The organism is Ideonella alba, from assembly GCF_018069875.1.
Classification (GTDB): domain Bacteria; phylum Pseudomonadota; class Gammaproteobacteria; order Burkholderiales; family Burkholderiaceae_C; genus Ideonella; species Ideonella alba.
The window spans coordinates 333,956-358,245 of record NZ_JAGQDF010000004.1; the positions used below are offsets into that span (position 1 = coordinate 333,956).

26 protein-coding genes are annotated in these 24,290 nt (G+C 70.5%); 14 read left to right on the forward strand and 12 right to left on the reverse strand.

What is annotated here, in order from left to right:
- Positions 1-7: 7 nt before the first annotated feature.
- The 4 genes from KAK07_RS08975 to KAK07_RS08990 form a co-directional block, all read right to left on the reverse strand.
- On the reverse strand, positions 8-508 hold the full coding sequence (locus KAK07_RS08975; protein ID WP_210856384.1) for a GNAT family N-acetyltransferase: 501 nt from the start codon (positions 506-508) through the stop codon (positions 8-10).
- Between the two features lie 26 nt (positions 509-534).
- Positions 535-1,908, reverse strand: coding sequence for an FAD-dependent oxidoreductase (locus KAK07_RS08980; RefSeq protein ID WP_210860306.1), 1,374 nt, complete (start codon positions 1,906-1,908; stop codon positions 535-537).
- Positions 1,909-1,922: 14 nt separating this feature from the next.
- Positions 1,923-2,285, reverse strand: a complete 363-nt coding sequence (locus tag KAK07_RS25725) for a c-type cytochrome (protein WP_210860308.1) — start codon at positions 2,283-2,285, stop codon at positions 1,923-1,925.
- Positions 2,286-2,371: 86 nt separating this feature from the next.
- The gene (locus KAK07_RS08990; protein WP_210860310.1) at positions 2,372-2,947 is read right to left on the reverse strand and encodes a GNAT family N-acetyltransferase; all 576 of its coding nucleotides are present in this window, start codon (positions 2,945-2,947) and stop codon (positions 2,372-2,374) included.
- A gap of 91 nt (positions 2,948-3,038) precedes the next feature.
- On the opposite strand from KAK07_RS08990, the gene KAK07_RS08995 reads away from it, so the two are divergent.
- The 3 genes from KAK07_RS08995 to KAK07_RS09005 are packed head-to-tail and all read left to right on the forward strand — an operon-like array spanning position 3,039 to position 6,197.
- A complete protein-coding gene (locus KAK07_RS08995; protein WP_210860312.1) occupies positions 3,039-4,334 on the forward strand; it encodes an efflux RND transporter periplasmic adaptor subunit in 1,296 nt (431 codons plus the stop codon).
- The gene (locus KAK07_RS09000; protein WP_210860314.1) at positions 4,331-5,038 is read left to right on the forward strand and encodes an ABC transporter ATP-binding protein; all 708 of its coding nucleotides are present in this window, start codon (positions 4,331-4,333) and stop codon (positions 5,036-5,038) included. The genes KAK07_RS08995 and KAK07_RS09000 overlap by 4 nt, the downstream gene beginning before the upstream one ends.
- A 1-nt stretch (position 5,039) precedes the next feature.
- A complete protein-coding gene (locus tag KAK07_RS09005; protein ID WP_210860316.1) occupies positions 5,040-6,197 on the forward strand; it encodes an ABC transporter permease in 1,158 nt (385 codons plus the stop codon).
- A gap of 45 nt (positions 6,198-6,242) precedes the next feature.
- Here the strand turns inward: KAK07_RS09005 and rsmA are convergent, their stop codons facing one another.
- Genes rsmA through KAK07_RS09020 form a run of 3 tightly spaced genes read right to left on the reverse strand, consistent with a single transcriptional unit; the run spans position 6,243 to position 10,644 of the window.
- Positions 6,243-7,001, reverse strand: a complete 759-nt coding sequence (gene rsmA / locus KAK07_RS09010; RefSeq protein WP_210856377.1) for a 16S rRNA (adenine(1518)-N(6)/adenine(1519)-N(6))-dimethyltransferase RsmA — start codon at positions 6,999-7,001, stop codon at positions 6,243-6,245.
- Positions 6,998-8,317 carry a peptidylprolyl isomerase gene (locus tag KAK07_RS09015; RefSeq protein WP_210856376.1) on the reverse strand — a complete coding sequence of 440 codons (1,320 nt, stop codon included), beginning with the start codon at positions 8,315-8,317 and terminating at the stop codon, positions 6,998-7,000. The genes rsmA and KAK07_RS09015 overlap by 4 nt, the downstream gene beginning before the upstream one ends.
- Positions 8,314-10,644: an LPS-assembly protein LptD gene (locus KAK07_RS09020; protein WP_210860318.1), complete on the reverse strand. Its 2,331-nt coding sequence runs from the start codon at positions 10,642-10,644 to the stop codon at positions 8,314-8,316. The genes KAK07_RS09015 and KAK07_RS09020 overlap by 4 nt, the downstream gene beginning before the upstream one ends.
- 64 nt (positions 10,645-10,708) lie before the next feature.
- On the opposite strand from KAK07_RS09020, the gene KAK07_RS09025 reads away from it, so the two are divergent.
- Positions 10,709-11,758 carry an aminoglycoside phosphotransferase family protein gene (locus KAK07_RS09025; RefSeq protein ID WP_210860320.1) on the forward strand — a complete coding sequence of 350 codons (1,050 nt, stop codon included), beginning with the start codon at positions 10,709-10,711 and terminating at the stop codon, positions 11,756-11,758.
- A gap of 22 nt (positions 11,759-11,780) precedes the next feature.
- Here KAK07_RS09025 and KAK07_RS09030 read toward each other — a convergent pair whose 3' ends face one another.
- The gene (locus KAK07_RS09030; RefSeq protein WP_210856373.1) at positions 11,781-12,749 is read right to left on the reverse strand and encodes a LysR family transcriptional regulator; all 969 of its coding nucleotides are present in this window, start codon (positions 12,747-12,749) and stop codon (positions 11,781-11,783) included.
- A 212-nt stretch (positions 12,750-12,961) separates the two neighbouring features.
- On the opposite strand from KAK07_RS09030, the gene KAK07_RS09035 reads away from it, so the two are divergent.
- From KAK07_RS09035 to KAK07_RS09075, 9 genes are all read left to right on the forward strand, one after another.
- Positions 12,962-13,411 carry a DUF4148 domain-containing protein gene (locus KAK07_RS09035; RefSeq protein WP_210860322.1) on the forward strand — a complete coding sequence of 150 codons (450 nt, stop codon included), beginning with the start codon at positions 12,962-12,964 and terminating at the stop codon, positions 13,409-13,411.
- A gap of 183 nt (positions 13,412-13,594) precedes the next feature.
- Positions 13,595-15,151: a hypothetical protein gene (locus KAK07_RS09040; protein WP_210860324.1), complete on the forward strand. Its 1,557-nt coding sequence runs from the start codon at positions 13,595-13,597 to the stop codon at positions 15,149-15,151.
- Positions 15,152-15,161: 10 nt separating this feature from the next.
- Positions 15,162-15,788: a toll/interleukin-1 receptor domain-containing protein gene (locus KAK07_RS09045; RefSeq protein WP_210860327.1), complete on the forward strand. Its 627-nt coding sequence runs from the start codon at positions 15,162-15,164 to the stop codon at positions 15,786-15,788.
- 255 nt (positions 15,789-16,043) lie between these two features.
- Positions 16,044-16,493, forward strand: a complete 450-nt coding sequence (locus KAK07_RS09050) for a DUF4148 domain-containing protein (protein WP_210860329.1) — start codon at positions 16,044-16,046, stop codon at positions 16,491-16,493.
- A gap of 133 nt (positions 16,494-16,626) precedes the next feature.
- Entirely contained in the window at positions 16,627-17,373 is a 747-nt protein-coding gene (locus KAK07_RS09055; protein ID WP_210856371.1) for a GGDEF domain-containing protein, read from the forward strand.
- Positions 17,374-17,520: 147 nt separating this feature from the next.
- Positions 17,521-18,816, forward strand: coding sequence for an FAD-dependent oxidoreductase (locus tag KAK07_RS09060; protein ID WP_210860330.1), 1,296 nt, complete (start codon positions 17,521-17,523; stop codon positions 18,814-18,816).
- Positions 18,817-18,847: 31 nt separating this feature from the next.
- Positions 18,848-19,099, forward strand: coding sequence for a type II toxin-antitoxin system ParD family antitoxin (locus KAK07_RS09065; protein WP_210860332.1), 252 nt, complete (start codon positions 18,848-18,850; stop codon positions 19,097-19,099).
- Positions 19,096-19,422 (forward strand): type II toxin-antitoxin system RelE/ParE family toxin, encoded by a 327-nt coding sequence (locus KAK07_RS09070; RefSeq protein WP_210860334.1) that lies wholly within the window; start codon positions 19,096-19,098, stop codon positions 19,420-19,422. The genes KAK07_RS09065 and KAK07_RS09070 overlap by 4 nt, the downstream gene beginning before the upstream one ends.
- Before the next feature lie 126 nt (positions 19,423-19,548).
- A complete protein-coding gene (locus KAK07_RS09075; RefSeq protein ID WP_210860336.1) occupies positions 19,549-20,022 on the forward strand; it encodes a DUF6998 domain-containing protein in 474 nt (157 codons plus the stop codon).
- Positions 20,023-20,681: 659 nt separating this feature from the next.
- On the opposite strand, the gene KAK07_RS09080 is transcribed toward KAK07_RS09075, so the two are convergent.
- From KAK07_RS09080 to KAK07_RS09090, 3 genes are all read right to left on the reverse strand, one after another.
- Complete coding sequence (locus tag KAK07_RS09080) at positions 20,682-21,713, reverse strand: serine/threonine-protein kinase (protein ID WP_210860337.1); 1,032 nt, start codon at positions 21,711-21,713, stop codon at positions 20,682-20,684.
- The gene (locus tag KAK07_RS09085; protein WP_210860338.1) at positions 21,713-22,186 is read right to left on the reverse strand and encodes a hypothetical protein; all 474 of its coding nucleotides are present in this window, start codon (positions 22,184-22,186) and stop codon (positions 21,713-21,715) included. The genes KAK07_RS09080 and KAK07_RS09085 overlap by 1 nt, the downstream gene beginning before the upstream one ends.
- A gap of 543 nt (positions 22,187-22,729) precedes the next feature.
- Positions 22,730-23,224: a single-stranded DNA-binding protein gene (locus tag KAK07_RS09090; protein WP_210803263.1), complete on the reverse strand. Its 495-nt coding sequence runs from the start codon at positions 23,222-23,224 to the stop codon at positions 22,730-22,732.
- Between the two features lie 132 nt (positions 23,225-23,356).
- Here KAK07_RS09090 and KAK07_RS09095 point away from each other — a divergent pair, with 132 nt between their 5' ends.
- Positions 23,357-23,776, forward strand: coding sequence for a hypothetical protein (locus KAK07_RS09095; RefSeq protein ID WP_210860339.1), 420 nt, complete (start codon positions 23,357-23,359; stop codon positions 23,774-23,776).
- Here the strand turns inward: KAK07_RS09095 and KAK07_RS09100 are convergent, their stop codons facing one another.
- The gene (locus KAK07_RS09100) at positions 23,777-24,280 is read right to left on the reverse strand and encodes a cupin domain-containing protein (protein WP_210860340.1); all 504 of its coding nucleotides are present in this window, start codon (positions 24,278-24,280) and stop codon (positions 23,777-23,779) included. It abuts the gene before it with no gap.
- Between the last annotated feature and the right edge of the window lie 10 nt (positions 24,281-24,290).

The window sequence follows — 24,290 nt, forward strand, 5'->3', positions numbered from 1 at the left end:
CAGCGCGTCAGCCGCCCGGCGAGAAGGCCGGGTGGTAGCTCACCTCGCCCTGGGGCAGCACGCCAGCCAGCGGCAAGGCCATGAAGTACGCGGCCGGCGGCCCGGGATAGACCAGGCCCGGGCGCGCCGCAAAGCCGAAGCGGCCGTAGTAGGCCGGATCGCCCAGCAGTACGCAGCCCGCAGCGCCCTGTGACCGCAGGCGCTCCAGCGCGGCCTGCATCAGCGCCGAGCCGACGCCCTGGCGCTGCCAGGCCGGCAGCACCGAGATCGGCCCCAGGCCGTGCCAGCCTGGCGAGCCGTCGCTGATCGTCACCGGTGACACCGCCACGTGGCCGACCACCACGCCGTCCACCTCGGCCACCAGCGACACGCTCAGCGCCCCGGCGTCGCGCAGGCCGCGCACGATGCGCGGCTCGGAGCCGTCGGAATGCGGGTGGCCGCGGAAGGCCAGTTCAGTGACGACATGGATCGCGGCGCTGTCGTCGGGCGATTCGGGGCGGATCTGCATGGGGTCGCCATGCTGCCACAGCGTCCTCAGGCGAAGCTGTCGCCCATCAGCGTGGTGAACCAGGTCTGCATCTGGCGGTAGTTGCCGCTGCTGATGCTGGCCGCCTCGGTGGCCTTGGCGCCCACGCTGCTGCCGTTGTTGGCGGCCAGCTTCATGCTGCGCGTGGCCGGGTCGAACTGGTAGACCGCGGTCAGCCACGAGGCGGTGCCGGCGGTGATGGGCGAGTAGCAGGCCGAGTTGGCCACCGGCGCCGCATCGGGCTGCTGGCCCGAGAGCAGGCGCACCACCGCGTCGGCGCAGATCTTGGCCTCCTGGTTGGCCACGTGGCCGGCCTTGGGCAGGCCGCACTGCGCGGCGTCGCCGATCACGTGCACGCCGGGCACCGCCGTGGATTCGTAGCTCAGCACATCCACCGCCGCCCAGCGGCCGCCGTTGCCATTGGCCAGGCCGGCCAGCGCCAGCCACTCGCCGGCGGCACTGCCGGCGGCGCGCTGCGGCGGGATCGGGTTGACCACGTCGGCCTGCACGCGCTGCGGCGCACCCAGCGCATCGGTCCACTGCACCTGGCGCGTGGCGGCGTCGATCTGCAGGCCGCTGATGCCGGCCTGGTAGTCGATGACACCGCCGTGCACCACGCTGAAGGCGCGGGTGAAGGTCTCGACCTCGGCCTGGATGACCGGGTTGTGGTCCAGCACGATGACGCGGGCGCCGGGGCCGCGGGCCTTCAGCGCATCGGCCACCAGGCAGGCGCGCTCGTAGGGGCCGGGCGGGCAGCGGTAGGGTGCGGCGGGAATGCTCATCACGAAGGTGCCGCCGGCCGGCATTGAGGCGATCTGCTGGCGCAGCAGCTCGGTCTGCGGGCCGGCGCGCCAGGCGTGCGGCGTGCGCTGCGCGTAGTCGGTGGCGCTCAGGCCGTAGGCCTCGTCGAAGGCGATGCCGGGGGCCAGCACCAGGCGGTCGTAGTCCAGCGTGCTGCCGTCGTCCAGCGTCAGGCGGCGCGCGGCGGCATCCAGCGACTGCACCCGCGCCTGGCGCAGCACCACGCCGTAGCGGTCGGCCACGGCCTGGCGGCCGTAGCCCAGGCTGGTCAGCGTGCGGGCGCCGGTGAGCACCTCGTTGCTGAGGATGTTGGAGGTGTAGCTGCCGTCGGGGTCGACCAGCGTCACCCGCAGGCCCGCGCCGCCCCACAGGCGCAGGTACTTGGCCACGGTGGTGCCGGCCATGCCGCCACCCACCACCACCACCTGCGCGCTGGGGCCGCTGGGCACCAGGCGGTAGACCACGTTGCGGCTGCCGCCGTCACTGTCGGAGCGGGCGGCGCCACTGAGCAGCGCACCGCCCAGCGAGGCCAGGCCGAAGGCCAGCCACTGGCGGCGGCCGAGGGGTCGAGGCGTGTTCATCGGGTCTCCTGGTGTCATTGCTGCAGGTAGCGGATCACGGCCGCGATCTGCGCGTCGGTGTAGCCCTGGGCATGGGCGGCCATGATGTCGGTGCGTGCCGGGTGCGCGGCCAGGCTGCGGTAGCGCTGCACCTCGTCGGCCTCGCCGGTGATCGCTTCGAAGCCGCCCTGGCCGCCGGTGCCGTGGCACTGGAAGCAGTTGGACGCCAGCAGGCGCCCGGTGGTGTTGGCGGGCTGGCTGAGCAGCGTGGCGGCACCGCCGCCGTTGCCGCTGCCGCCATCGCCGCCGCCGTCGCTGCCGCCACCGCCGCCACAGGCGGTGAGTGCGGCGCACAGGGCCACGGCAACAAGGCCGCGCCCGGCTGGGGTGTGGAACATGGGGTGGGTCTCCCGTGAAGGCATGACCCATTGTTCGGCGCGCCGATGAGCGCCGGCTTAAACCCCCGGGGGTGTGCAGCGCGTCGTCAGCCGGCCTTCAGCGGGCGCCGCATCAGCCAGCGGCCATCCACCTGCCGCAGCGGCACGAAGCCCGCGGCCTCGAACATCGACAGCGGGCCGGTGTGCATCGCGGCCGCGTCGGCGGCCACGGGGTCGGCCCAGGCGTCCACCGCCTCGAAGCCCTGGGCCTGCAGCTGGGCGCAGGCCTGGGCCAGCAGCGCGGTGGCCACGCCGCGGCCGCGCCAGGCCGGCGCGACGACGAAGCAGGTGATCGCGCCCAGGCGGTCGGCCAGCGGCTCGGGCGCGTCGTCCATGATGCGGCAATCGGTCCAGGCGCCGGCATGGCACCAGCCGATGACCGCGCCGTCGGCCAGGGCCACCGCGCCGGTCTGCTGGCCGCTGGCGATGCGCTGGCAGGCGCGCGCCCGGTTGTCCTGGGCGGTGCTGGCCTGCCAGTCCTGGTGGTCGTGGTCGAAGCTCGGGAACTGGCAGTAGCAGCTGGCCCAGCGCGGATGGTCGGCAAAGGCCACGTGGTCGAAGAAGTGCAGCCAGGCCGGTCCCAGCGCAGACGACATCGGCTGCACGGCGAAGGCAGGGTTCATGCGCACGCTCCTGGGGCAAAGGCATCGGACCGGTCGGGGCACCCAGTATGCGCGCAGGACAGGGGGCGGATTCATGGCATGCTCGCCACCCATGGCCGAGTCTGTCTCCTCCCCCGCCCCTGCCGCCGGTGCTGCGGCGCTGTCCGCCCTGCGCATCCAGCGTGACGGTCCCGGCCGCGCGCGCCGCCGCCGCCGCTGGCCCTGGATCCTGGGCGGCCTGGTCGTGCTGGGCCTGGCCGCGGCGCTGCTGATGCCGCGCCGGCCCGCGGTGCAGGTGGGCACGGTGCAGGCCTCGCACGGCGCGCAGCAGTATGTGCAGCTGGCGGCGTCCGGCTACGTGGTGGCGCAGCGGCGCGCGGCGGTGTCGTCCAAGGCCACCGGCCGGCTGCTGGAGTTGCGCGTGCGCGAGGGCAGCACCGTCAAGGCCGGCGAGCTGATCGCGCGCCTGGATGCGTCCGACGTGGGGGCCGCGCTGGCCGCGTCCGAGGCCGGCGTGCGCCAGGCCGAGGCCGCGCTGAAGCAGGCCGAGGCCGGCCTGGTCCAGGCGCGCGCCCTGCAGGCCCAGGCCGAGGAAGACCTCAAGCGCACCCGCGGCCTGGCGGCGCAGCAGTTCGTCTCGCCGCAGGCGGTGGACGCGGCCGAGACCCGCGCCGCCACAGCCCGCAGCAGCACCGCCGCGGCGCAGGCCGCGCTGGGCACCGCGCAGGCCGCCATCGGCGTGGCGCGGGCGCAGGTGCGGGTGCAGCAGGTGGGGCGCGACTCCACCGAGATCCGCGCCCCGTTCGACGGCGTGGTGCTGCTCAAGAACGCCAACGTGGGCGACCTGATCACGCCCTTCTCCAACGCCAGCGGCACCTCGGGCGCGGTGGTCACGCTGGCCGACATGGCCACGCTGGAGGTGGAGGCCGACGTCAGCGAGTCGAACGTGGGCAAGCTCAAGCTGGAGCAGCCGGTGGAGATCACGCTCGACGCGCTGCCCGGCGAGCGCTTCCGCGGCAATGTGGCGCGCATCGTGCCCACGGTCGACCGCGCCAAGGCCACGGTGATGACCAAGGTGCGCTTCGAGAAGCTCGACCCGCGCATCCTGCCCGAGATGAGCGCCAAGGTGGGCTTTCTCAGCCAGGCGGTGACCGACGAGGATTTCAAGCCGCTGCTGGCGGTGTCGCCTCAGGCCCTGGTCGAGCGCGACGGCAAGCCGCAGCTGTGGCGCCTGGGCGCCGGCGACGTGCTGGAAGCCGTGCCGGTGCGCCGCGGCCGCACGCTGGGCGAGCTGGTCGAGGTGAGCGCCGACGGCCTGAAGGCCGGCGACCGGGTGGTGCTGGCACCGGCGGCCTCGCTGCAGGCGGGCACCGCGGTCAGCGTGGCCGCCTCGGGTGCCGGCCGATGAGCACGCCCGGCGCCGCGGCGCCGCTGATCCGGGTGCGCCAGCTGGCCAAGAGCTACCAGCGCGGCGACCAGCTGATCCCGGTGCTGCAAGGCATCGACCTGGAGGTGCAGGCCGGCGAGTTCATCGCGCTGATGGGGCCCAGCGGCTCGGGCAAGAGCACGCTGCTGAACCTGCTGGCCGGCATCGACCAGCCCAGCAGCGGCATGATCGAGATCGGCGGCGTCGACATCGCCACGCTGGACGAGGGCGAGCTGGCCGACTGGCGCGCCGCGCACGTGGGCTTCATCTTCCAGTTCTACAACCTGCTGCCGGTGCTCAGCGCGCACGAGAACGTCGAGCTGCCGCTGCTGCTGACCGACCTGTCGAGCCGCGAGCGGGCCGAGCGGGTGGACCAGGTGCTGTCCCTGGTGGGTCTCACCGACCGCGCCGACCACTACCCCAATGAACTCTCCGGCGGCCAGCAGCAGCGCGTGGCGATTGCCCGCGCGCTGGTGACCGACCCCTCGCTGATCGTGGCCGACGAGCCCACCGGCGACCTCGACCGCGCCACCGGCGAGGAGGTGCTGCGCCTGATGGACGCGCTGGTGCGCGACCTGGGCAAGACCATCGTCATGGTCACCCACGACCCCAAGGCCGCGGCGCGCGCGCAGCGCCTGGTGCACCTGGAAAAGGGCGTGCTGGTCGACGAGTTGCCGGAGGCCTGAGGTGTTCCTGCTGCGCCTGCTGCTGCGCAACGCCTTCCGGCACCGCCTGCGCACCGCGCTGACCATCGTCGGCCTGGTGGTGGCGATCGGCGCCTTCGGCCTGCTGCGCACGCTGGTGGACGCCTGGTACGCCGGTGTCGAGGCCAGCTCCAGCACCCGCCTGGTGACGCGCCATGCGGTGTCGCTGACCTTTGCGCTGCCGCTGTCGTATGCGCAGCGGATGAAGGCGGTGCCTGGGGTCACGGTGGTCTCGTGGGCCAACTGGTTCGGCGGCATCTACATCGACGAGCGCAACTTCTTCCCGCAGTTCGCGGTCGAGCCCGACACCTACCTGCGCCTGTACCCCGAGTACCTGCTGAGCGACGAGGAGCGCCTGGCCTTCCTGAAGGACCGCCAGGGCGCGGTGGTCGGCCGCAAGCTGGCGCAGAAGTACGGCTGGAAGCTGGGCGACACCGTGCCGCTGCGCGGCACGATCTACCCCGGCACCTGGAGCTTCACGATCCGCGGCATCTACGACGGCGCGCAAAGCCGCACCGACGAGAACCAGATGCTGTTCCACTACGCGCTGATCAACGAGAGCATCAAGAAGCGCTTCCCCGGCCGCGGCGACAACACCGGTGCCTTCATCGTCGGCATCGACCAGCCGGCGAATGCGGCGCTGGTCTCGCAGGCGATCGACGCCGAGTTCCGCAACTCGCTGGCCGAGACGCTGACCGAAACCGAAGCCGCGTTCCAGCTGAGCTTCGTCTCGATGAGTGACGCGCTGCTGGCGGCGATCGAGGCGGTCAGCCTGATCGTCGTGGTGATCATCATGGTGGTGATGGCCAACACCATGGCGATGACCGCGCGCGAGCGCCTGTCGGAATACGCCACGCTCAAGGCGCTGGGCTTCGGGCCGGGCTTCGTGGCGCGGCTGCTGCTGGGCGAGAGCCTGCTGATCGCGGCGCTGGGCGGTGGTCTGGCGATCGCGCTGACCTTCCCGATGGTGGCCGGCATCGGCGCGGGCCTGAGCAGCTTCCTGCCGGTGTTTGAAGTGTCCGGCACCACGGTGGCGCTGCAGGCGCTGGCCGCGCTGGTGGTGGGCCTGGTGGCCGCCGCCTGGCCGACCTGGCGCATGGCGCGCATCGACATCGTCGACGGGCTGCGGCACGTGGCTTGATCGGGGCGGCTTGATCGGGGTGGCCTGAGCGGCCAGGCCGTGGGTTCAGAGCGCCTGCGCCAGCCCCACGTACTCGGCCACCGGCACTTCTTCCGCGCGGCGTTGCAGGTCGAACTGGCCGCCAAAACCCTGCGCCTCGAGCCAGCGGCCCAGCGTGTGGCGCAGCAGCTTGCGGCGCTGCGAGAAGGCCACCTGGACCATCTCCTCCAGCCGCGCGGCGTCCAGCTGCGGCGGCTGCGGCCAGGGCAGCATGCGCACGATGGCCGAGTCCACCGCCGGCGGCGGATCGAAGCTCTCGGGCGGCACGTCGAACAGCGATTCGATGTCGTAGCGCCACTGCAGCATCACGCTCAGGCGCCCGTAGGCCTTGCTGCCAGGCGCGGCGGCCATGCGGTCGACCACTTCCTTCTGCAGCATGAAGTGCTGGTCCTCGACGATGTCGGCCACCGGCAGCAGGTGGAACAGGATGGGCGAGGAGATGTTGTAGGGCAGGTTGCCTGCCACCCGCAGCTTCGGCGCGCCCAGGCGGGCGGCCAGCGCGCGCCAGTCGACCTGCAGAACGTCGGACTCGACCACGTCCAGGTCAGGGCGCTGGCGCAGCCGGGCGGCCAGGTCACGGTCGAGCTCGATCACGGTGAGCCGGCCGCTGCGCTCGACCAGCGGCTGCGTCAGCGCCGCCAGGCCGGGGCCGATCTCGACCAGGGCCTGGCCGGGCCGCGGGTCGATCGCCCGCACGATGCCGGCGATGATGGCGCTGTCGGTCAGGAAGTGCTGGCCAAAGCGCTTGCGCGCCAGGTGCTTCACTGCGGCGGCTCGCGCATCTCGATGTAGGCGCGGGCGCGCAGCTCGTCGATCCACTCGGTGAAGGCGGCGTCGTACTTCTGCTCGCGCAGCGCGTTGCGCGCCTGCTCGCGCAGCTGGCGGATGTCCACCGGCACCTGGCGGCGGTCGGTCACCTGCAGCAGGTGCACGCCGAAACGCGACTGGAAGGGCTCGGACATGCTGCCCACCGGCAGGCGGTTCATCACCTCCTCGAACTCGGGCACGAAGGCGCCCGGGTTGGCCCAGCCCAGGTCGCCGCCCTGGGCGGCGCTGCCGTCCTCGGAGACGCTGCGCGCCACCTCGTCGAAGCGGCGCTTGCCGCTGGCGATCTGATCGCGCAGCTCGCCCAGGCGGCGCGCCGCGGCGTCCACGCTCAGGCTGGCGCCGGGCCGCAGCAGGATGTGCGAGGCGCGGGTCTGGGTGGCGGTGGCGATGGCCTCGCTGCGCTCGAGCAGCTTGAGCACATGGAAGCCGGCGCCGCTGCGCACCGGGGCGGCCACCACGGCGCCCACCGCCAGCGGCTTGACCGCCTCGACGAACAGGTCGGGCAGGCGGTCGGCCGGGCGGCTGCCCAGCTCGCCGCCGCGTTCGCGGCCGGCGCTGTCGTCCGACATGTCTCGCGCCACCACGGCGAAGCTCTCGCCGCCACGCACGCGGCGCAGCGCCTCGTCGGCGCGCGCCTGGCGCTGCGCGACCACGTCGGCCGCGGCGCCTTCGGGCACGCTGACCAGGATCTGGGCGATGTTGAGGGTCTGGGTGGCGCCGGCCTGGTTGCGCCGGGCCTCGATGAAGTTCTCGACCTCGCTGTCGGTGACGCGGATGCGCGCGGGCACCTCGCGCTCGCGGGCGCGCTCGGCCAGCAGCTGGTCGCGCAGGTTGGCGCGCAGGCGCTGGTAGTCCATGCCCTCGTCGCGCAGGCGGGTGCGGAACTGCTCGAGCGTCATCTTGTTGGCCGAGGCGATGTTGGCCACCGCGCGGTCAACCTCGAGGTCGTCGGCCTTCAAGCCGCTTTCGCGCGCCCAGGTGACCTGCACGCGCTCGTCGATCAGGTCGCGCAGCGCCTGGCGGCGCAGCTCGTCCTCGGGCGGCATGGGGCTGTTGGCGCGGCGCAGGTCCTCGCGCAGGCGCTGCGCGCGCTGTTCAACCTCGATCTGGGTGACCAGCTCGTTGTTGACCACCGCCACGATGTAGTCGGCCGAACGCGCCGTCGTGCGGCTGCTCTGGCCATGGGCGGCGGTGCCAAGGCTCAGGGCCAGAGCCAGGCTCAGGCAGGTCAGCAGGGAGGTGTGCTTGCTCATGGGGAGGTGGTGCTGGCCGCGCCGTCGTCGCGCAGCATTCGGTAGCCGGGGATATTGTCCTTCAGGACCTTGAGGGGGCTGGGCCCCAGGCGGGACAGGCCGATCAGCTCGAGCTGCACCATCAGCCGGGTGGTGGCCTCGCTGGTGCCGGTGGACACGCGTTCGGCCACGACGCGGCCGATCCAGCAGCCGGCGTCGTACTCCAGACCGGCCAGGCCTTCGGTGACACGGGCATCGCGCCGGCTGAAGTTGATGCGGCCCACGCCGTAGAGCGTGCCGCCGCAGGCGCTGCCACCGGCGCGCGGGGTCTCGCGCTGGTAGATCGGCCATTGCCAGCCGAGTTCCACCTGCTCGGACAGCTCGCGCGCGAAGCGGTAGGTGGCCGACAGCGTCTTGAAGTCTCCCGGCTGCCAGCGCGCCGCCAGGATCGAGCGGGTGGTGCGCTGGCGGTCGGTGTTGTATTGCAGGTTGACGTCGAAGCGCCACTGGGGCACCACGGTGCTGGAGCCGAACAGCAGCACGTCGGAGAAGCGCGAGGCGGCCACGCCGCTCTCGGCGCCTAGGCCCGAGGCGCCCAGGCGCTCGGGGGTGATGCGCTGGTCCTTGAACAGGTAGCGCTGGGCCAGGCCCAGGCGCAGCAACTCGCCGCCGCCCACCGGGTCGAACCAGCGGCTGCCGGCGCCCAGCGTGACCTGGTGGACATCGGTGACGAAGTCCACGCCCGAGAAGCCGTTGTCCTGGTAGATCGAGATCTCGTTGAAATCGTTCACCGAGCTGTCGAAGTTGGGCAGCGTGTCCTGGTTGCGCCAGGGCGTGCGCACGTAGTGCAGGCGCGGCTCCAGCGTCTGCGACAGCGTGCGGCCGAACAGCTCGGTGCTGCGCTCGAAGCGCAGGCCGGTGTCCAGGCTCAGCGTGGGAATGGCGCGGCTGGCGCGGGTGCGGCCGTCGCTCATCGCCTGGTCGGTGCGGTAGCTGGCGGCGTTGATCGCCATGCGCGGCGTGAACCAGCCCCAGGACAGGTCGTGCGGCCACCACAGCGCGCCCAGCAGGTGGGCGCGTTCGCCGTCGGGGCGGGTGTCGCCGGTGGCGCGGTTGCGCAGCGTGAAGTGGTTGAACTCCAGCTGCGTCGACCAGTTCAACCCGGCCAGCGCCTCGCCCTGGCCCATCAGGCCCAGCTGCGGCAGGCGCTGGTAGGGCGGCAGGATCGGCGCGTCGGCCACCTGCAACGTGCGCCAGCCCAGCACCCGCGCATAGGCCTGCAGCGGCAGGCCCAGCCAGGAGGACAGCGGCTGGCTGGCGCGCAGGTCCTGGGCCAGCAGGCGCGGCGTCAGGCTGGGCAGCACGCGCGAGAAATCCTTCCAGTAGCTGTCGTCGCTGGCGTGCTGCAGGTCGAGCTGGTAGTGCAGGCCGCTGGCGCGCTCGCCCTGCAGGTCGATGTCGGCGGCGCCACGGCTGCGCCCGGTGGTGCGGTCGTTGGGCAGCCAGTGGGCCTTCAGGCGGCCCTCGTCCTGCGCCCACAGGTAGCGGTACTCGCCGGTCAGCGACAGGCCGCGGCGGGTCAGCACGCCGGGGGTCAGCGTCAGGTCGTGGTCGGGCGCCAGGTTGACGTAGTAGGGCGTCTCCAGCTCGAAGCCGTTGCGACTGTCGAACGGGTAGATGGTGGGCGGCAGCCAGCCCGACTTGCGCTCGCCGGTGGCCGGAAAGCTCAGCACCGGCAGCGCCAGGATGGGCACGCCCAGGAAGCGCAGCGAGGCGCCCTCGGCGCGGCCGTCGTTGTGCTCGAAATCCAGCGACAGCCGGTCGGCCTGCAGCACCCAGTCGGCGGTGTCGGGGTCGTCGGCGCGGCAGCTGGTGTAGCTGGCCTGCTCGGCGGCCAGGCGATCGGTGCCGGTGAAGTTCAGCACCCGCGCCGTGCCGCCGCCGCCGGTGCGGGCGATGCGGTAGCGGGCGCCGTCGATCTGGCCTTCGCGGGTGTCCAGCTTCACCTCGGCACTGCGGCCTTCGAGCAGGTTGCCGGCCTGCTCCACCCGCACCGGGGCACGCGCCCAGGCACGGCGCTGGCGGGTGGAGAACTCCAGCAGGTCGGTGGTCAGGCGCAGGTCGCCCTGGCGCAGATCGACGTTGCCGCGGGCGACGCTGAGGTCGTCCAGCTGGCTGCGGATCTGGTCGGCCTCCAGCGTGACCCGGTCGTCGGTGGTGTCGATCTTCATCGCCGCCACCGGCGCCGCGCTCAGGCCCAGCGCCACCGCGGCAGCCACCGGCACCAGCCGCGGCAGGCGCGCGCTGGACAGGCGGTGAGCGGCGGTGGACGGGCGTGGGCGGAGCACGGCGGGACGATGGCGGGCACGGCCCACGTAAAATTCGATTATCTCCGAGGGCCTTCGCCACCCTATGACCGTTTCTCCCGATCAGATCGAGTGGCCCGACGCGGCCCGACACAGCGCCTTCCTGGCCTGGATCACGCCGTTGGCCGACAGCCAGGGCCTGCGCCTGGACACGCTGGCGCCCGCCTCGGCCGACGCCAGCTTTCGCCGCTACTTCCGCCTGGCCACGCTGGACGGCGGCTCGCGCATCGTGATGGACGCGCCGCCACCGCAGGAGGACGTGCGCCCCTTCATCGACATCGCCGGGCGCATCGCCCGCGCCGGCCTGCACGCGCCGGCGGTGCTGGCGGCCGACGAGGCCCAGGGCTTCGTGCTGCTGGCCGACCTGGGCCGCACGCCCTACCTGGCCGCGCTGCGCGAGGCCAGCACCGCCCAGGCCGACACCCTGATGCGCGACGCCTTCAAGGCCCTGGTGCAGTTCCAGGGCCAGGTCGACCCCAGCGGCCTGCCGGCGTATGACGACGCGCTGCTGCGCCGCGAGCTGGCGCTGTTCCCCGAGTGGTGCGTGCAGCGCGAGTTCGGCATCACCTGGACCGAGGCCCAGCAGGGCCTGTGGACGCGGGTGTGCGACGCGCTGGTGGCCAGCGCGCTGGCCCAGCCCACGGTGGCGGTGCATCGCGACTGGATGCCGCGCAACCTGATGCTCAGCGAGCCCAACCCCGGCATCCTGGACTTCCAGGACGCGGTGCGCGGCCCGGTGACCTACGACGTGGCCTCGATGCTGCGCGACGCCTTCATCTCCTGGGACGAGGAACGCGAGATCGACTGGACCGTGCGCTACTGGGAGCGCGCCCGCCGCGCCGGTCTGCCGGTCAACGAGGACTTCGGCGAATACTGGCGCCAGGTCGAGTGGATGGGCCTGCAGCGCCACCTGAAGGTGCTGGGCATCTTCTGCCGCCTCAAGCACCGTGACGGCAAGCCCGCCTACAGCGCCGACCTGCCGCGCTTCTTCGCCTACGCCACCAAGGTGGCGATGCGCTACGCGCCGCTCAAGCCCCTGCTGCCGCTGATCGAGCCGATGCAGGACGCCAAGGTGGCGGTGGGCTACACCTTCTGAGCGCGGCCGCGCCCGCGGCGCCTCAGGAACAGGCCGCGCCCGGCGGCCCGGCCAGGGTTTCGCATCCGGCCGCGGCCAGCCAGGGGTCGCGCGCCTCGCCGCCGAACACCTCCAGCAGGTAGTCCCACAGCGCCCGCGTGCGCGCCGGCACGTAGCGGCGCGAGGGCATGCCGATCCACAACTGGCTGCTGAACAGCCGCCAGCCCGGCAGCACCCGCTCCAGCGCGCCCTCGCGCAGCGCGTCGTCGATGACGAAGGACGGCAGCGCCGCAATGCCCAGCCCGGCCAGCGCAGCCGCGTAGTTGGTGTCGGTGTGGCTGGTGCTGAGCACGCAGCGCTTGTCGGGCGTGGCGATGAAGGCCTCGCCGCTGGCGCCATGCACGAAGCGCACGCCGCGCTGGATCTCGGAGATTGGCGGGATCAGCACATCGTGCTGCGCCATCTCGGCCGGGTGCAGCGGACGGCCGCGGCGATCCAGGTACTCGGGCGCGGCGCAGGTGATCACCTCGGTCAGCGCCAGCAGGCGGGCGACGAAGCCGCCGTCGGGGGCGTCACGGCCGGCCATCAGCGTGATGTCGAAGCTCTCGTCCACCGCCTCCACCGGCCCGGGCGCGCTGAGCTCCACCGTCACCTGCGGGTGGCGGCGGTGGAACTCGGGCAGGTGCTTGGCCAGCTGGTGCACCGCCACCGCCGGCGGCGCCAGCACGCGCAGGTGGCCGCGCGCCTCGGACACCGCGGCGCCGGCCAGGGCCTCGGCCTCCTCCACCTCGGCCAGGATGCGCCGGGCGCTGTCCAGGTAGGCCTCGCCCACGTCGGTCAGCGCCAGCTTGCGGGTGGTGCGGTTCAGCAGCCGAGCGCCCAGGTGGGCCTCGAGCTCGGCCACCAGCCGGGTCACCACCGCCGGCGCCAGGTCCAGCGCGCGGGCGGCGCCGGCCAGGCTGCCTTCGTCGACGACGCGGGCAAAGACCCGCATGGCGCGCAGCGTGTCCATTCAACTATTCCTTTTTCAGCAATGGTGCATGTTCGTGACGACAGTTTATTCGCAGGCCGTCAATCCGTACAGTTCATCCCATCGATGAGCCGAACCCAATAACAGAGCGACTCACCGAGGTGGGACAGGACGATCCTGAAAAGCAAGTGCTTACCTTGATTCGCCGTGCCCCGTGTACGAACCAACCACCTCCGTTTGAACAGGACCTCACCATGAACCGCACCGTCAAGACCGTTTTCGCCGCCGCCCTGGCCATCGCCGCCGGCGCCAGCTTCGCCCAGTCCAGCCGCAACATCCCCACCACCTGGGCCAACGAAGACATGTCGGTCAACACCTACGTCAACACCCGCGCCCAGGTCCAGGCCGAGCTGGCCGCCGCCCGCGCCAACGGCCAGATGGACACTTTCGACAACCTGGCCTACCTGAAGCAGGAGCGCGTGGGCAACCCGGTCGCCCCGATTCTGGCCAAGGTGCGCGAAGGCGCCCAGGCCGTGGCCGCCACCCAGACCGGTGGCCTGACCCGCGAACAGGTGCGCGCCGACCTGGACGCCGCCCGCCGCTCGGGCGAGTTCAACCCGTTCGACAACCTGGCCTACATGAACAGCACCGGCGCCCGCAGCGCCAAGGTGGCTCCGGCTGCCGTGGCCGCCAACGGCAAGTGATCCCGCGCCGGCCTGCACGGCCGGCCTGCTGACCACCCAACGCCCCGTGGAGGCCCCCTCCGCGGGGCGTTTCTTTTTCAGCAGTGCGTGGCTCGCCTGTCCTCGGCCCCCCTGAGCCCGGCCGCTGCCGATGGCCTGCCCCTGGTATACATTGAAGCCGTCGTGAAGCCGGGCTTCAAGCCGATGAACATCAGAACTGCAGGGGTGGTCGTCTGCCTGGTCTGCGTCGCCTTGGCGGGCTGCGCGGTGGCGGCAGCACCGCCCGAGACGCCATCCGTCCCGCGCGCGGCTGACACGTCAGTCCAGGACCGCGCGCTGCTGGAGCGCCTGCTGGCCCAGATTGAGCTGCGCCGCCTGGTGGAAACGCTGGCCGTGCGTGACGCGCTGGTCAACGGATTGGCGAAAGTCAGCGGCGAGGTGGATCGGCGCATGGCGGCCGGTGTGGCGCCACGCGTCCAGCTGCTGGAGACCCAGGCCGAACTGGCCGACGCGCGGATCTCCCGCCAGCAACTGGTGTCAGCGCTGGAGCAGCGGCAGGCGGACTACCTGCAGCGCTACGGCGAGGCCGCCGACTTGTCCGGCCCGTTCTCCTTGTTCGGTCCCATGCCAGGCCTGGATCAGGTGCGGCAGAGGGCGGGCTCGCGGGCCGACGAAGCCGAGGATGCCTGGCAGGCGCTCCGCCGACTTGAACCGCTGATGCCCATGTACCAGTCCCGGGCCAACGCACTGACCCAGCTGGTCACCATCAGGCAGAGCCAGTTCGACATCGGCCAGGTCTCGGTGTCGGAGTACTCGGTCCTGTTGGGCAGGCTGGCCGCGGCCCAGGCCCAGGCAGTCACGGCGGAGGCCCAGCGCCGCATCGGCTGGGCCCGACTGCAGGCAGCCATCGGGCGGCTTCAGCCAGCGGACCTGGCGCCGCGAGTGGCGGCGTTTGCCGCGGCTGCGGCGTCGTCCCCGCCCATCACCTCGGCTTCAGCCGTTCAGCATGTACCGGCTCCTGGCCCGACTCCAGCACCCCCGCGCTCGCCCGACGCCGACAACCTCGAAGCCCCGGCGGCCGGCGCTCCGTCGACCGATCCCACCCGCCCCGCCGACACCTCCACGGCGACCTGTGGCGACGGCCGCAGCACCGGCGGCCTGCCACCCATGGACTGGCCACCGCCGCGGCCCACGTCCGAGACCGAGATCTCGCGCCAGGCCCTGTTGGTCGAGGGTGCGCCCACCACCCTGGGAGACGTAGGCCGGCGGCTGCAGGGCGCGCTGGACAAGTTGAACTACACCAACGCCTACCTGTCGGTGCCCAATGGATTTGCGCTGGTCAGCCGGATCGAGCGCATCCTCGAGGACGGGCGGCCCAGCCCCGGCCCCGGCCGCTGGAGCCAGGACCCGCCGCGCAACCGCGAGCTCAGCTTCGGCGCCTTCGTGCAATCGCTGTTCCGCGCGCCGGTGGGCCGCTACCGGGTGATCGTGTTCGTTGTCACCGATGCGCCGCGCAACCGCCAGGTGCCGCAGACCGCGGAGACCGAGCGCCGCCTGCAGGACCTGCTGGACTGCGGCAGCACCCAGCTGCCGGTCGAGGTGGCGCGCCTGCCCTTCTCGGCGCGGGTACGTGCCCAGGCGCTGATCTACGAGTTCGACAAGCGCAACGCCAACACGCCCGCCGAGCCGGCCACCCAGGCGCAGCTGGACGCCCGCCAGCACTTGACAGCGGCCGGCATCCTCGGTGAGCTGTACCGGTGAGCGCAGGCCGATGAGCAGCGTCTTCATCAGCTACCGGCGCGGCGACAGCGAGTCGGACGCCGGCCGTCTGGCCGAGAACCTGGAAACTCTGCTGGGCAAGGACCAGGTCTTCCGTGACCACGAGGACATCGCCCCTGGCGCGCGCTTCAGCGAGGTGCTCGACCAGGCCCTGTCGCGCGCCGACGTGGCCGTCGTCGTGATCGGCCCGGGCTGGCTGACCGAGCTGCAGCGTCGCGCTGCGCTGCCCGAGCGCGACTTCGTGCGGCTCGAGGTAGCCCGCGCCCTCGAACGCATGCCCCGCGTGATCCCCGTGCTGCTGAAGGGCGCCACGCTGCCCAGTGATGCTGACCTGCCGCCAGACCTGCACGGCCTGTCGCGTTTCCAGGCGGTCGTGCTGCGCAACGATGCGGCTTGGCAGGACGACGTGAAGCGTCTGGCGCGCGCGATCGGGCTGCCCTACCGCTGGGACTGGCTGGCCGCACGGGCGGCGGGCTTCCTGCTGTTGCTGTTCGGCGGGCTGTTCTGGGCCCCGATTCCCAGCGACATGAACCGCTGGATCGTCATGGGCGGCGTGGCCGCCTATGCCGCGGCCGAAGCCGTGGCCGCGCGCCGTCAGCGGCCCTCCCACACGCGCTGATCCTTCTTGACCCGACCCGGCCCGCAGTCCGGTGCGGCCTGGGAGGTTCGTTCGCGTTTTCGCAATGAAGCATATCCGTTGTGGCTGTTTATTCCTGCAATCCGAGTCTATACAGTTCATCCCATCGATGAGCCGAACCCAATAACAGAGCGACTCACCGAGGTGGGACAGGACGATCCTGAAAAGCAAGTGCTTACCTTGATTCGCCGTGCCCCGTGTACGAACCAACCACCTCCGTTTGAACAGGACCTCACCATGAACCGCACCGTCAAGACCGTTTTCGCCGCCGCCCTGGCCATCGCCGCCGGCGCCAGCTTCGCCCAGTCCAGCCGCAACATCCCCACCACCTGGGCCAACGAAGACATGTCGGTCAACACCTACGTCAACACCCGCGCCCAGGTCCAGGCCGAGCTGGCCGCCGCCCGCGCCAACGGCCAGATGGACACTTTCGACAACCTGGCCTACCTGAAGCAGGAGCGCGTGGGCAACCCGGTCGCCCCGATTCTGGCCAAGGTGCGCGAAGGCGCCCAGGCCGTGGCCGCCACCCAGACCGGTGGCCTGACCCGCGAACAGGTGCGCGCCGACCTGGACGCCGCCCGCCGCTCGGGCGAGTTCAACCCGTTCGACAACCTGGCCTACATGAACAGCACCGGCGCCCGCAGCGCCAAGGTGGCTCCGGCTGCGCTGGCCGCCAACAAGCAGTGATCCTGCGCCGGCCTGCACGGCCGACCTGCTGACCACCCAACGCCCCGTGGAGGCCACTCCGCGGGGCGTTCCTGCGTGGAGGGTCTGACTGTGGCGCCCTCAGGTCTGGGCGCCAGCGGCCGATAAGACCGACATGCGTCGAGCCGTCCGCCTGTTCTTCCTGACCCGCCCGCTGTGGCTGAGCATTCCGGTGCTCATGGCCTTCAGCGTGGCCGCGTCGGTGGGCGCACTGATCCTGCTGACCGAGCTGATGGGCCTGGGCTACCCGCCCACGTTCCGCCGCTCGCTGATGGTGGCCACGATCGCGCCGATGCTGGTCTCGGGCCCCATCGGCGGCTTCATCGTGCACCTGCTGCGCGAGGTGGATGGCGCCCACCGCCGCGCCCAGCACCTGGCCTGGCACGACGAGCTGACCGGCCTGCTGAACCGCCGCCGCTTCACCGAGCTGGGCCAGCAGGCGCTGGAGCGCGCGCTGCAGCAGGACGAGGCGATCACCGCCGTGCTGCTGGACGTGGACGACTTCAAGCAGGTCAACGACCGCCACGGCCACGCCGCCGGCGACGCCGTGCTGCAGACGCTGGGCCACGTGCTGACCGTGTCGCTGCGGCGCAGCGACCTGTCGGGGCGCTGGGGCGGCGAGGAGTTTGCGCTGGTGCTGCCCGGCGCCGGGCGCGAGGACGCGGCCGGCATCGTCGAGCGCCTGCGCCAGGCCGTGGCCAGCACACCCATCGATGTCGGCGGTCAGCCGCTGGCCTGCACCGTGTCGATCGGTGTGGCCGACGGGCGCCCTGGTGACAGTTTCGACGCGCTGATACGCCGCGCCGACGACGCCATGTACCGCGCCAAGACCAGCGGCAAGAACCGCGTGTGCGCGGCCTGATCGACCGCGTCGCCCTGTTCGCCAGGATGGCCCTGCTCGCCCGGTGAGCGGCTGAACCGCGCCGGCCCCGCTGGCACCATCGCCCAGGCACGCCTCCCCGCACCGCCCCCGGTACCGCCAGCGCAGGCGCTGGGTTAGGCTGTGCCCATGAACATCGCCGTGATCGGGGGCGGCATCGCCGGGCTGACGGCCGCGTGGCAGCTGTCGCGGCAGCAGCACCGGGTGACGCTGTTCGAGCGCCACGCCGTGCCCGGCTTCGTGGCCAGTTCGGTGACCTTGGATGGCACGCAGGCCGGCCTGCGCGTGGACGTGCCGCTGCGCGTGTTCTACCCCGGCTACTACCCCACGCTGACCCGCCTGTACGCCGAACTGGGCGTGGCCACCGAGCCGGTGGACTACGCCACCAGCTTCAGCGGCGCCGATGGCGGCCTGTACTTCCGCTGGCGCAATGCGCGCTGGGGCAGCTGGTCGGTGCCCTATGTGTGGCCGCAGGACCTGGCCCATCCGCGGGCGCGTCGCATTGCCGCGGGCGCCCTGCGCTTCCAGCGCCGCGCCCGCGCCGCGCTGGCCGCAGGGGCCTTGAACGGCGCCAGCATCGGCGAGTTCGTGGCCGACGAGCGCATCGCGCCCGAGTTCGTCGACGGCCTGCTGCTGCCCGCCATCGCCACCATCGGCACCTGCCACACCCAGGACGCCCGCGCCTACCCCGCCCAGGTGGTGGCCGGCTACGCCGCCGCCGGCCTGGCCCGCCACAGCGTGCGCCGCGCCAGCGACGGCGCCGACGCCGTGGCCGCCCAACTGCTGGCCGGCATCCACCAGGTGCACTGCCAGGCCGGCGTGCAGGCCGTGCGGCGCAGCCAGCACGGCGACGGCAGCGTGACCGTGCTGCACGCCCGCGGCGACGAGGCCTTCGACCACGTCGTCTTCGCCACCCAGGCCAACCAGGCCCTGGCCCTGCTGGCCGACGCCACACCCGACGAAACCGCCGCCCTCTCAGCCTTCCGCTACCGCGCGCTGGAGGTGGTGATGCACCGCGACCCCACGCTGATGCCCACCCGCCGCACCGACTGGTCGCCCGTCAACGCCCGCGTGTGCGCCGAGCACCCGCAGCCCGAGAGCACCATCTGGATCAACCGCGTGCAGCCCGCACTGCGCCACGCCGAACCGATCTTCCAGACCGTGATGCCCCAGCGCGCCCCGCGCGACGACCGCGTGATCAGCCGGGCGCGGTTTGAGCGGCCGCTGGTGGACGCCGGCAACACGGCGGCGCTGGCGGCGCTGCAGCGACTGCATGGGCAGCCGGGGCGGCGGGTGTGGTGGTGTGGGTCGTATGCCGAGGCGGGGGTGCCGTTGCTGGAGAGTGCGGTGAGGTCGGCGGTGGGGGTGGCGAGCTGCGTGACCCGCGCAGGCGGCGTCGATCCATCCTTGCATCGGCCAACTTGACAACAGTTGTCAACGCCCACAAGATGCCCGCATGAGCCGCGCCACCATGAGCTTCGCCCTGCCCGAATCGATGCGCGAGTACATCGACCAACGGGTCGCGACCGGCCACTACGGCAACACCAGCGAGTACATCCGCGACCTGGTCCGCCGGGACCAGGAAGCCCAAGCCCGGCAGCGGCTGCGCGACCTGATCGAAGAAGGCCTGGCCTCCGGCCCTGGCCGGCGCCGCACCAAGGCCGACGCGCAGGCACTGCTGGCCATCGCACGCGGCGACACCGATTGAAGCCCGCGGTTCTGCGCCCGCAGGCGCTGCGCGATCAGCAGGACGAGGTCAGGTACTACCGCCGACAGGCCGGCAGCCGGGTGGCGGTGAAGGTGGCCAAGGCCACCGAGGCTGCACTCGACCAGATGGAGCTGGAGCCCGGCATCGGCTCACCCACGCTGGGCAAGGCCCTTGGCATTCCGGGGCTTCGGACGTGGCGGGTGCCCAGGTTCCCGCTGATCTGGTGCTACTTTGAGCGGGCCGACCATCTGGACGTGGTCCGGCTGCTGGGCGAGCGGCAGGACATGGCAGGGATTCTGAGCGGCGAGTTCGGCAAGGACTGAAGATGCCAGCAGAGTCGGGCCACCGGCCAGAGCCCGCGCCGCGCCAATGACCGTCACTCGGCATCCGCTGCTGGCGGCGCATGGATGGTCGGCGGGATCAGGCCAGATTCCAGTAGGCTGAGGCCCATGATGAGCCTGTCGTCCGACCCGATCACCATTCCAGAGGCCGTGAAGCAACTGCTCGGCATCGTCCAGCGACTGCACACTGCCTTTCCACACAAGGCCTTCACCCTGGACGGCCGGTTGGTCGGCGACCTGGGCGAGGTCCTGGTGGAGCAGGTGTACGACCTGACGCTGCTGGAGGGTCTGCAGAAGCACTACGACGCAAAGACGCCCGACGGCAAGCACGTCCAGATCAAGGCCACGATGAAGGCCAACGTGACGTTCCCGGTGGACCACACCCCCGACTACTACCTGGCCGTGAAGATCCACCCTGACGGACGCCTCGAGGAAATCTTCAATGGCCCGGGATCGATCGTGCGAGAACTGATCAAGGGCCGGAAAGCCACCAAGACGAACCTGCATTCGATCTCCATCGGCGCGCTGGGGAAGGTGCAGGGTGACGTGGACGCGGCAGAGAAGATCTCGCTGCGGCGATGACCGGCGTGAGGGCGGTGCCTTTGCTGTGCTTGGCGGCGGCTATCGGCCATCTCCAGTCGGTCGACCCCTCAAAGCGAGCGGCTGCAAGGCGCAGGAAGCCGATGTTCATCGGACTTATGCATGAGGCTTTTAAGAGTCATTCGACGCTCCCCAGCAAAATGTCGGCGGCAGCGGCCAGCGGACGTTCGACGCATGCGGGCCTGGAATCACTTCTACAACTGGCACAGCCCTCATCACGAAATCGGCTGCCAACCACCGATGTCCCGAATCAAGAGATCACGAAAGAACCTCTTGACTCCTCACACCTAGGCCTTTCGTTTGCCCATGAGCAACTGCATAGACGTCTAGGTAGCCACACTTATTGCGAGGATGCTGCCCCACCCCTACACTGTACGTATAAACAGTCACGGGGCCGCTTATGTCCGGGGAAAGTGACGCCGCATGCCTAAGAAATCGACGATGCTAGATGTGGCCGCTACGAGGTGCCGGTTCTGTAGGCAGTCATGGCTGCCTGCTGAAGGCGTGTCTGCCCGCCACTCGTATTGCGATGCATGTGCAGAGGAGCGTCGCGCAGCGGCGTTCGTGGCGTTCGGTGGCCCGCCGCCAGCAATGCAGCAGCCGCTGGACTCGCATCTGCTTCCTAGACAGTTGCGTCGTGGCTAACAGCCCTCGAAGAACTCCTCGAGTTCTTTGATTGTCTGCCGAGCTCCCTGAAGGGCGGAGGAGCCGCCCAACGTCTTCCTTCTACCAGTCGACCCTAGCGGTTCTGACCATGCGGTCCATCGGTGCTTTCGAGGTGACTGCCACGACCATTCGACCACCTTCAGGCGCTTTCCGGTGGTGAGCTCCCATCGGACAGAGTTGGCCTTAACCTCGACCTGCCACGCCGGCGTCTCAAGTGACGACAATGCGTTGAGAAGCTGCTGTGCGGACTGGAAGCGCAGAGTGGTGTCATCATTAAGCGCCTTGCGAATCATTCGCCGCCATCCGCTGGGCACGTGCGGCAGCCAACGCAGCGTGTTGGCGTAACCGCCAGCGGGAACGGTCGCCCGAGGCGCGGGGTCCGCGTCGTACCACTGCTGGCCGTGCAGCAGGCGATACAGCGTCATTCCAAGCGCCCAGATGTCGGACTTTGCGCTTGTCAGCCAGGTCGACCAAACTTCGAAAGCGATGTGATCCTTGTAGCCGGCCGCTGAGCCGTAGCCGTGCAACAGGCGGTCTGTCACCAAGCCGAAGTCACTAAGCAAGGCGACGCCGTTTCCGTCCAACAGAATGTTGCCTGGCTTGATGTCGCGATGGAGCATGCCTCGGGCGTGAAGCGCATCCAGGCCGAGCGCCACTTCGGTGGCAATCTTGCGCGCTTCTGCCAGCGTCATCGGTCCTCGCTCATAGGCGCTCTGGAGCGAGCCTCCGGCGCAGAACGCCATACACAAATGGATGTTGTTCCCGCAAGGGGTTTCGGAGATGCTGTGAACGCGCACGACATTGCGGTGCTCCGCGGCGGAGAGCCTTTGAGCCTCCGCCAGCAGACCGGCCTTGCGCTTGTTCCACTCCACCGCGGTCTCGGTAGCTGACCTCGACATCACCTTTACGGCCACCTGGCCGTGAACGCCATCAAGGCCTTCGAAAACCTCGCCGAACGCACCTGCACCCAGCTTGCCCAGGAGCTGCAAAGGCGGAACGATGACCATCAGAGCTCCCTTGCGGCAATGATTAGCATCGCAGCCTCCCTGCTCCCCTTACGCAGCGCTGCACCAGTGGTTTTCGACGTCCAAAAGCCCTCGTCCTCGAGATACTCGTCGACATTCCGGTCGCCGTACTTGCGGCTAATGACACCCTTGGCCAGCGACTGGACGCTTGCAACGGAAGCGGCTGCCGCGATGACAACTCCGCGGACCTCCGCGCTGTGTAGAAGTGACAGCGTCGCCTTCGATTGAGGCGCGGCACTTGCCTTCACCACCACCGATTTGATTTGCTGTTCCTTCAGAAAGCTGGCGCACCGCTGATGCAGAACGTGCAGCGCCGGCTCTCTTGGGCCGGATTGCAGGCTCCAGGTCTGGTCGTAATCGACCGAAATGGGGTCGTTCTTATCCGTCGGCACCTCTGCCACGACCACCTTCACAGCGTCACCCGAAACCACGAAACTGGCGAGTCTCTTAGACATCTTTCTGCCTCCTCTGAGGCTGAATATGTTACCCAACGCTACTCAGCAGTTCGCGCGTCGGCTGCCGAAAGCTTCAGGCGGGCTGAGCATCGCACAGCTCACGGACGACAAAGTCTTTGAAGACACACGGCCACTCATAGGAATTGCCCGCAGCCAAAGTGGAGCCGAGGAGGACGTTTACGACCCTAACTAAGGGGTCGATAGGTTATTGCCCAGCATCGGCTCGCTGTCGCTATCACCGGCGGCTCGCACTCGCCTCGGGTAAATCATCAAGAAGCTCGAGGAAGATGACAGAACGCTTGTAGGACCCATTAAAGAAAAAGTGTGCGCGTGTGCCGGCCGTCACCATAATCTTGCACATCGGCTTTCCGCACCTTGCTGTCGCTCATCGCGTTTGGACCAGAGGCAGCAACAGATCGATAGCTACTGTCCGTCGAGCCCACCCCGACCAAACACGGTCAGTCCGAGCCAGCCGTCTGCCAACAAAAAAGCCCCAAGCGCCAAGCACCTGGGGCCTCCTTGGGCCAGTTCTGAGAAGAACCCTCAGAACGGAATATCGTCATCCATGTCATCAAACCCCGTGCTCGACTTGGGCGCCGGGCGCGGTGCCGGGGCCGAGCGGGGAGCGGGCGCGGGGCGGGCGGCCGGCTCGCGGCTGTAGCCGCCGCCTTCGTCGTCGCCACCACCGCCGCCGCCACCGCCTTCACGGCCGCCCAGCAGCTGCATGGTCTCGGCGACGATTTCGGTGGTGTAGCGGTCGTTGCCGTCCTTGTCCTGCCACTTGCGGGTCTTCAGGCGGCCTTCGATGTAGACGGGGCGGCCCTTCTTCAGGTATTCGCCGGCCACTTCGGCCTGGCGGTCGTACAGCACGACCGAGTGCCATTCGGTCTCTTCCTGGCGCTCGCCGGTGTCGCGGCTCTTCCAGTTGCGGGTGGTGGCCAGGCGCAGGTTGCAGACGGCGGCGCCGCTGGGGGTGTAGCGCACTTCTGGGTCACGGCCCAGGTTGCCGATGAGGATGACTTTGTTGATCGAGGCCATGGGGCGCTCCAGGGAAGACGGTGGGCCAGACCGGCAGGCGCCGTTGGCGATAGACCCTTGATTGTGCCGCAAGGGCCCGGGCGTACCATTCCCCAGCAAGGGGGTGCGGGTGCGCCCCCACCGGAGGCCCCGATGAACCGTCTGCTCACCCCCTGGCTGCTGAGCCTGACGTTGGCGCTGGGCGCCTGCCAGGCGGCCACGCCGCCCGCCACGCCGCCGGCCGCCAATGTGCCGGCCGATCTGCCGGGCCTGGGCCAGGCGCTGGACCAGGCGATTGGCGACGCGGCCTGCCGCGCCGATGCCGATTGCCGCACCGTGCCGCTGGGCCACCGGGCCTGCGGCGGGCCGTCGTCGTACCGGGCGTATTCGCTGCTGGGCGGACAGCAGGCGCGCATCCTGGTTCTGGCCCAGGCCCAGCGCGAAGCCATGCGCGCCCAGGTGGAGCAGCGCGGCCTGGTGTCCGACTGCCGGGCGCTGATGGACCCGGGCGCGCAGTGCCTGGCCGGGCGCTGCGTGCCGCGCAGCGATGGCAACGGTCGCGCGGTGTACTGATCAGGGCTCGCCGTCCCAGTAGTCCAGCGCCTCACCCTGGCGCTGCACCACCCGGGTGGTGGGCGTCCAGGCCATGGTCTTGCCGGAGTCGGGGTACTCGCACAGCTCGGGGTATTGGCGGGTGCTGATCGACAGGTACTTGAGCGGCGCGTCCGAGGTGTTGAGGATGTGGTGCGGGTACTCGGGGCCGGCGGGCAGGAACATCACGTCGCCCGCCTTGATCGCCAGCCGCTCACCCGCCACGCGCAGCGTGCCGCTGCCTTCCAGCACGATGAACATCTCCTCTTGCGCATGGTGCAGGTGGTAGGGGCAGATCTGCTGGCCGGGCGGCACCACGTCCACCGAGCAGCCCAGCTGGCGCGCCGCGGTGCCGCGGGCCAGCACGGCGCCGCGGCCGGCGTACAGCGGCGGGCGCGCGAAGTCTTCGGCCTGCGCCGGGTCGGCCAGGGCCTCGTCGATGTTGCGGATCAGCGCCTGGCGCAGGCGTTGGGCGTTGTCGGTCATGGATCCTCCT

Excerpts from the sequence above, each read along its gene's own strand:
- KAK07_RS09055 (WP_210856371.1), top strand. The coding sequence starts at position 16,627 with ATGCGTCGAGCCGTCCGCCTGTTCTTCCTGACCCGCCCGCTGTGGCTG.
- KAK07_RS09015 (WP_210856376.1), bottom strand. The coding sequence starts at position 8,317 with ATGAGCAAGCACACCTCCCTGCTGACCTGCCTGAGCCTGGCTCTGGCC.
- KAK07_RS08990 (WP_210860310.1), bottom strand. The coding sequence starts at position 2,947 with ATGAACCCTGCCTTCGCCGTGCAGCCGATGTCGTCTGCGCTGGGACCG.
- KAK07_RS09040 (WP_210860324.1), top strand. The coding sequence starts at position 13,595 with ATGAACATCAGAACTGCAGGGGTGGTCGTCTGCCTGGTCTGCGTCGCC.
- KAK07_RS09030 (WP_210856373.1), bottom strand. The coding sequence starts at position 12,749 with ATGGACACGCTGCGCGCCATGCGGGTCTTTGCCCGCGTCGTCGACGAA.
- KAK07_RS09085 (WP_210860338.1), bottom strand. The coding sequence starts at position 22,186 with ATGTCTAAGAGACTCGCCAGTTTCGTGGTTTCGGGTGACGCTGTGAAG.
- KAK07_RS08980 (WP_210860306.1), bottom strand. The coding sequence starts at position 1,908 with ATGAACACGCCTCGACCCCTCGGCCGCCGCCAGTGGCTGGCCTTCGGC.
- KAK07_RS09100 (WP_210860340.1), bottom strand. The coding sequence starts at position 24,280 with ATGACCGACAACGCCCAACGCCTGCGCCAGGCGCTGATCCGCAACATC.
- KAK07_RS08975 (WP_210856384.1), bottom strand. The coding sequence starts at position 508 with ATGCAGATCCGCCCCGAATCGCCCGACGACAGCGCCGCGATCCATGTC.
- KAK07_RS09065 (WP_210860332.1), top strand. The coding sequence starts at position 18,848 with ATGAGCCGCGCCACCATGAGCTTCGCCCTGCCCGAATCGATGCGCGAG.
- KAK07_RS09000 (WP_210860314.1), top strand. The coding sequence starts at position 4,331 with ATGAGCACGCCCGGCGCCGCGGCGCCGCTGATCCGGGTGCGCCAGCTG.
- KAK07_RS09025 (WP_210860320.1), top strand. The coding sequence starts at position 10,709 with ATGACCGTTTCTCCCGATCAGATCGAGTGGCCCGACGCGGCCCGACAC.
- KAK07_RS08995 (WP_210860312.1), top strand. The coding sequence starts at position 3,039 with ATGGCCGAGTCTGTCTCCTCCCCCGCCCCTGCCGCCGGTGCTGCGGCG.
- KAK07_RS09090 (WP_210803263.1), bottom strand. The coding sequence starts at position 23,224 with ATGGCCTCGATCAACAAAGTCATCCTCATCGGCAACCTGGGCCGTGAC.
- KAK07_RS09050 (WP_210860329.1), top strand. The coding sequence starts at position 16,044 with ATGAACCGCACCGTCAAGACCGTTTTCGCCGCCGCCCTGGCCATCGCC.
- KAK07_RS09095 (WP_210860339.1), top strand. The coding sequence starts at position 23,357 with ATGAACCGTCTGCTCACCCCCTGGCTGCTGAGCCTGACGTTGGCGCTG.
- KAK07_RS09035 (WP_210860322.1), top strand. The coding sequence starts at position 12,962 with ATGAACCGCACCGTCAAGACCGTTTTCGCCGCCGCCCTGGCCATCGCC.
- KAK07_RS09045 (WP_210860327.1), top strand. The coding sequence starts at position 15,162 with ATGAGCAGCGTCTTCATCAGCTACCGGCGCGGCGACAGCGAGTCGGAC.
- KAK07_RS09080 (WP_210860337.1), bottom strand. The coding sequence starts at position 21,713 with ATGGTCATCGTTCCGCCTTTGCAGCTCCTGGGCAAGCTGGGTGCAGGT.
- KAK07_RS25725 (WP_210860308.1), bottom strand. The coding sequence starts at position 2,285 with ATGTTCCACACCCCAGCCGGGCGCGGCCTTGTTGCCGTGGCCCTGTGC.
- KAK07_RS09075 (WP_210860336.1), top strand. The coding sequence starts at position 19,549 with ATGATGAGCCTGTCGTCCGACCCGATCACCATTCCAGAGGCCGTGAAG.
- KAK07_RS09060 (WP_210860330.1), top strand. The coding sequence starts at position 17,521 with ATGAACATCGCCGTGATCGGGGGCGGCATCGCCGGGCTGACGGCCGCG.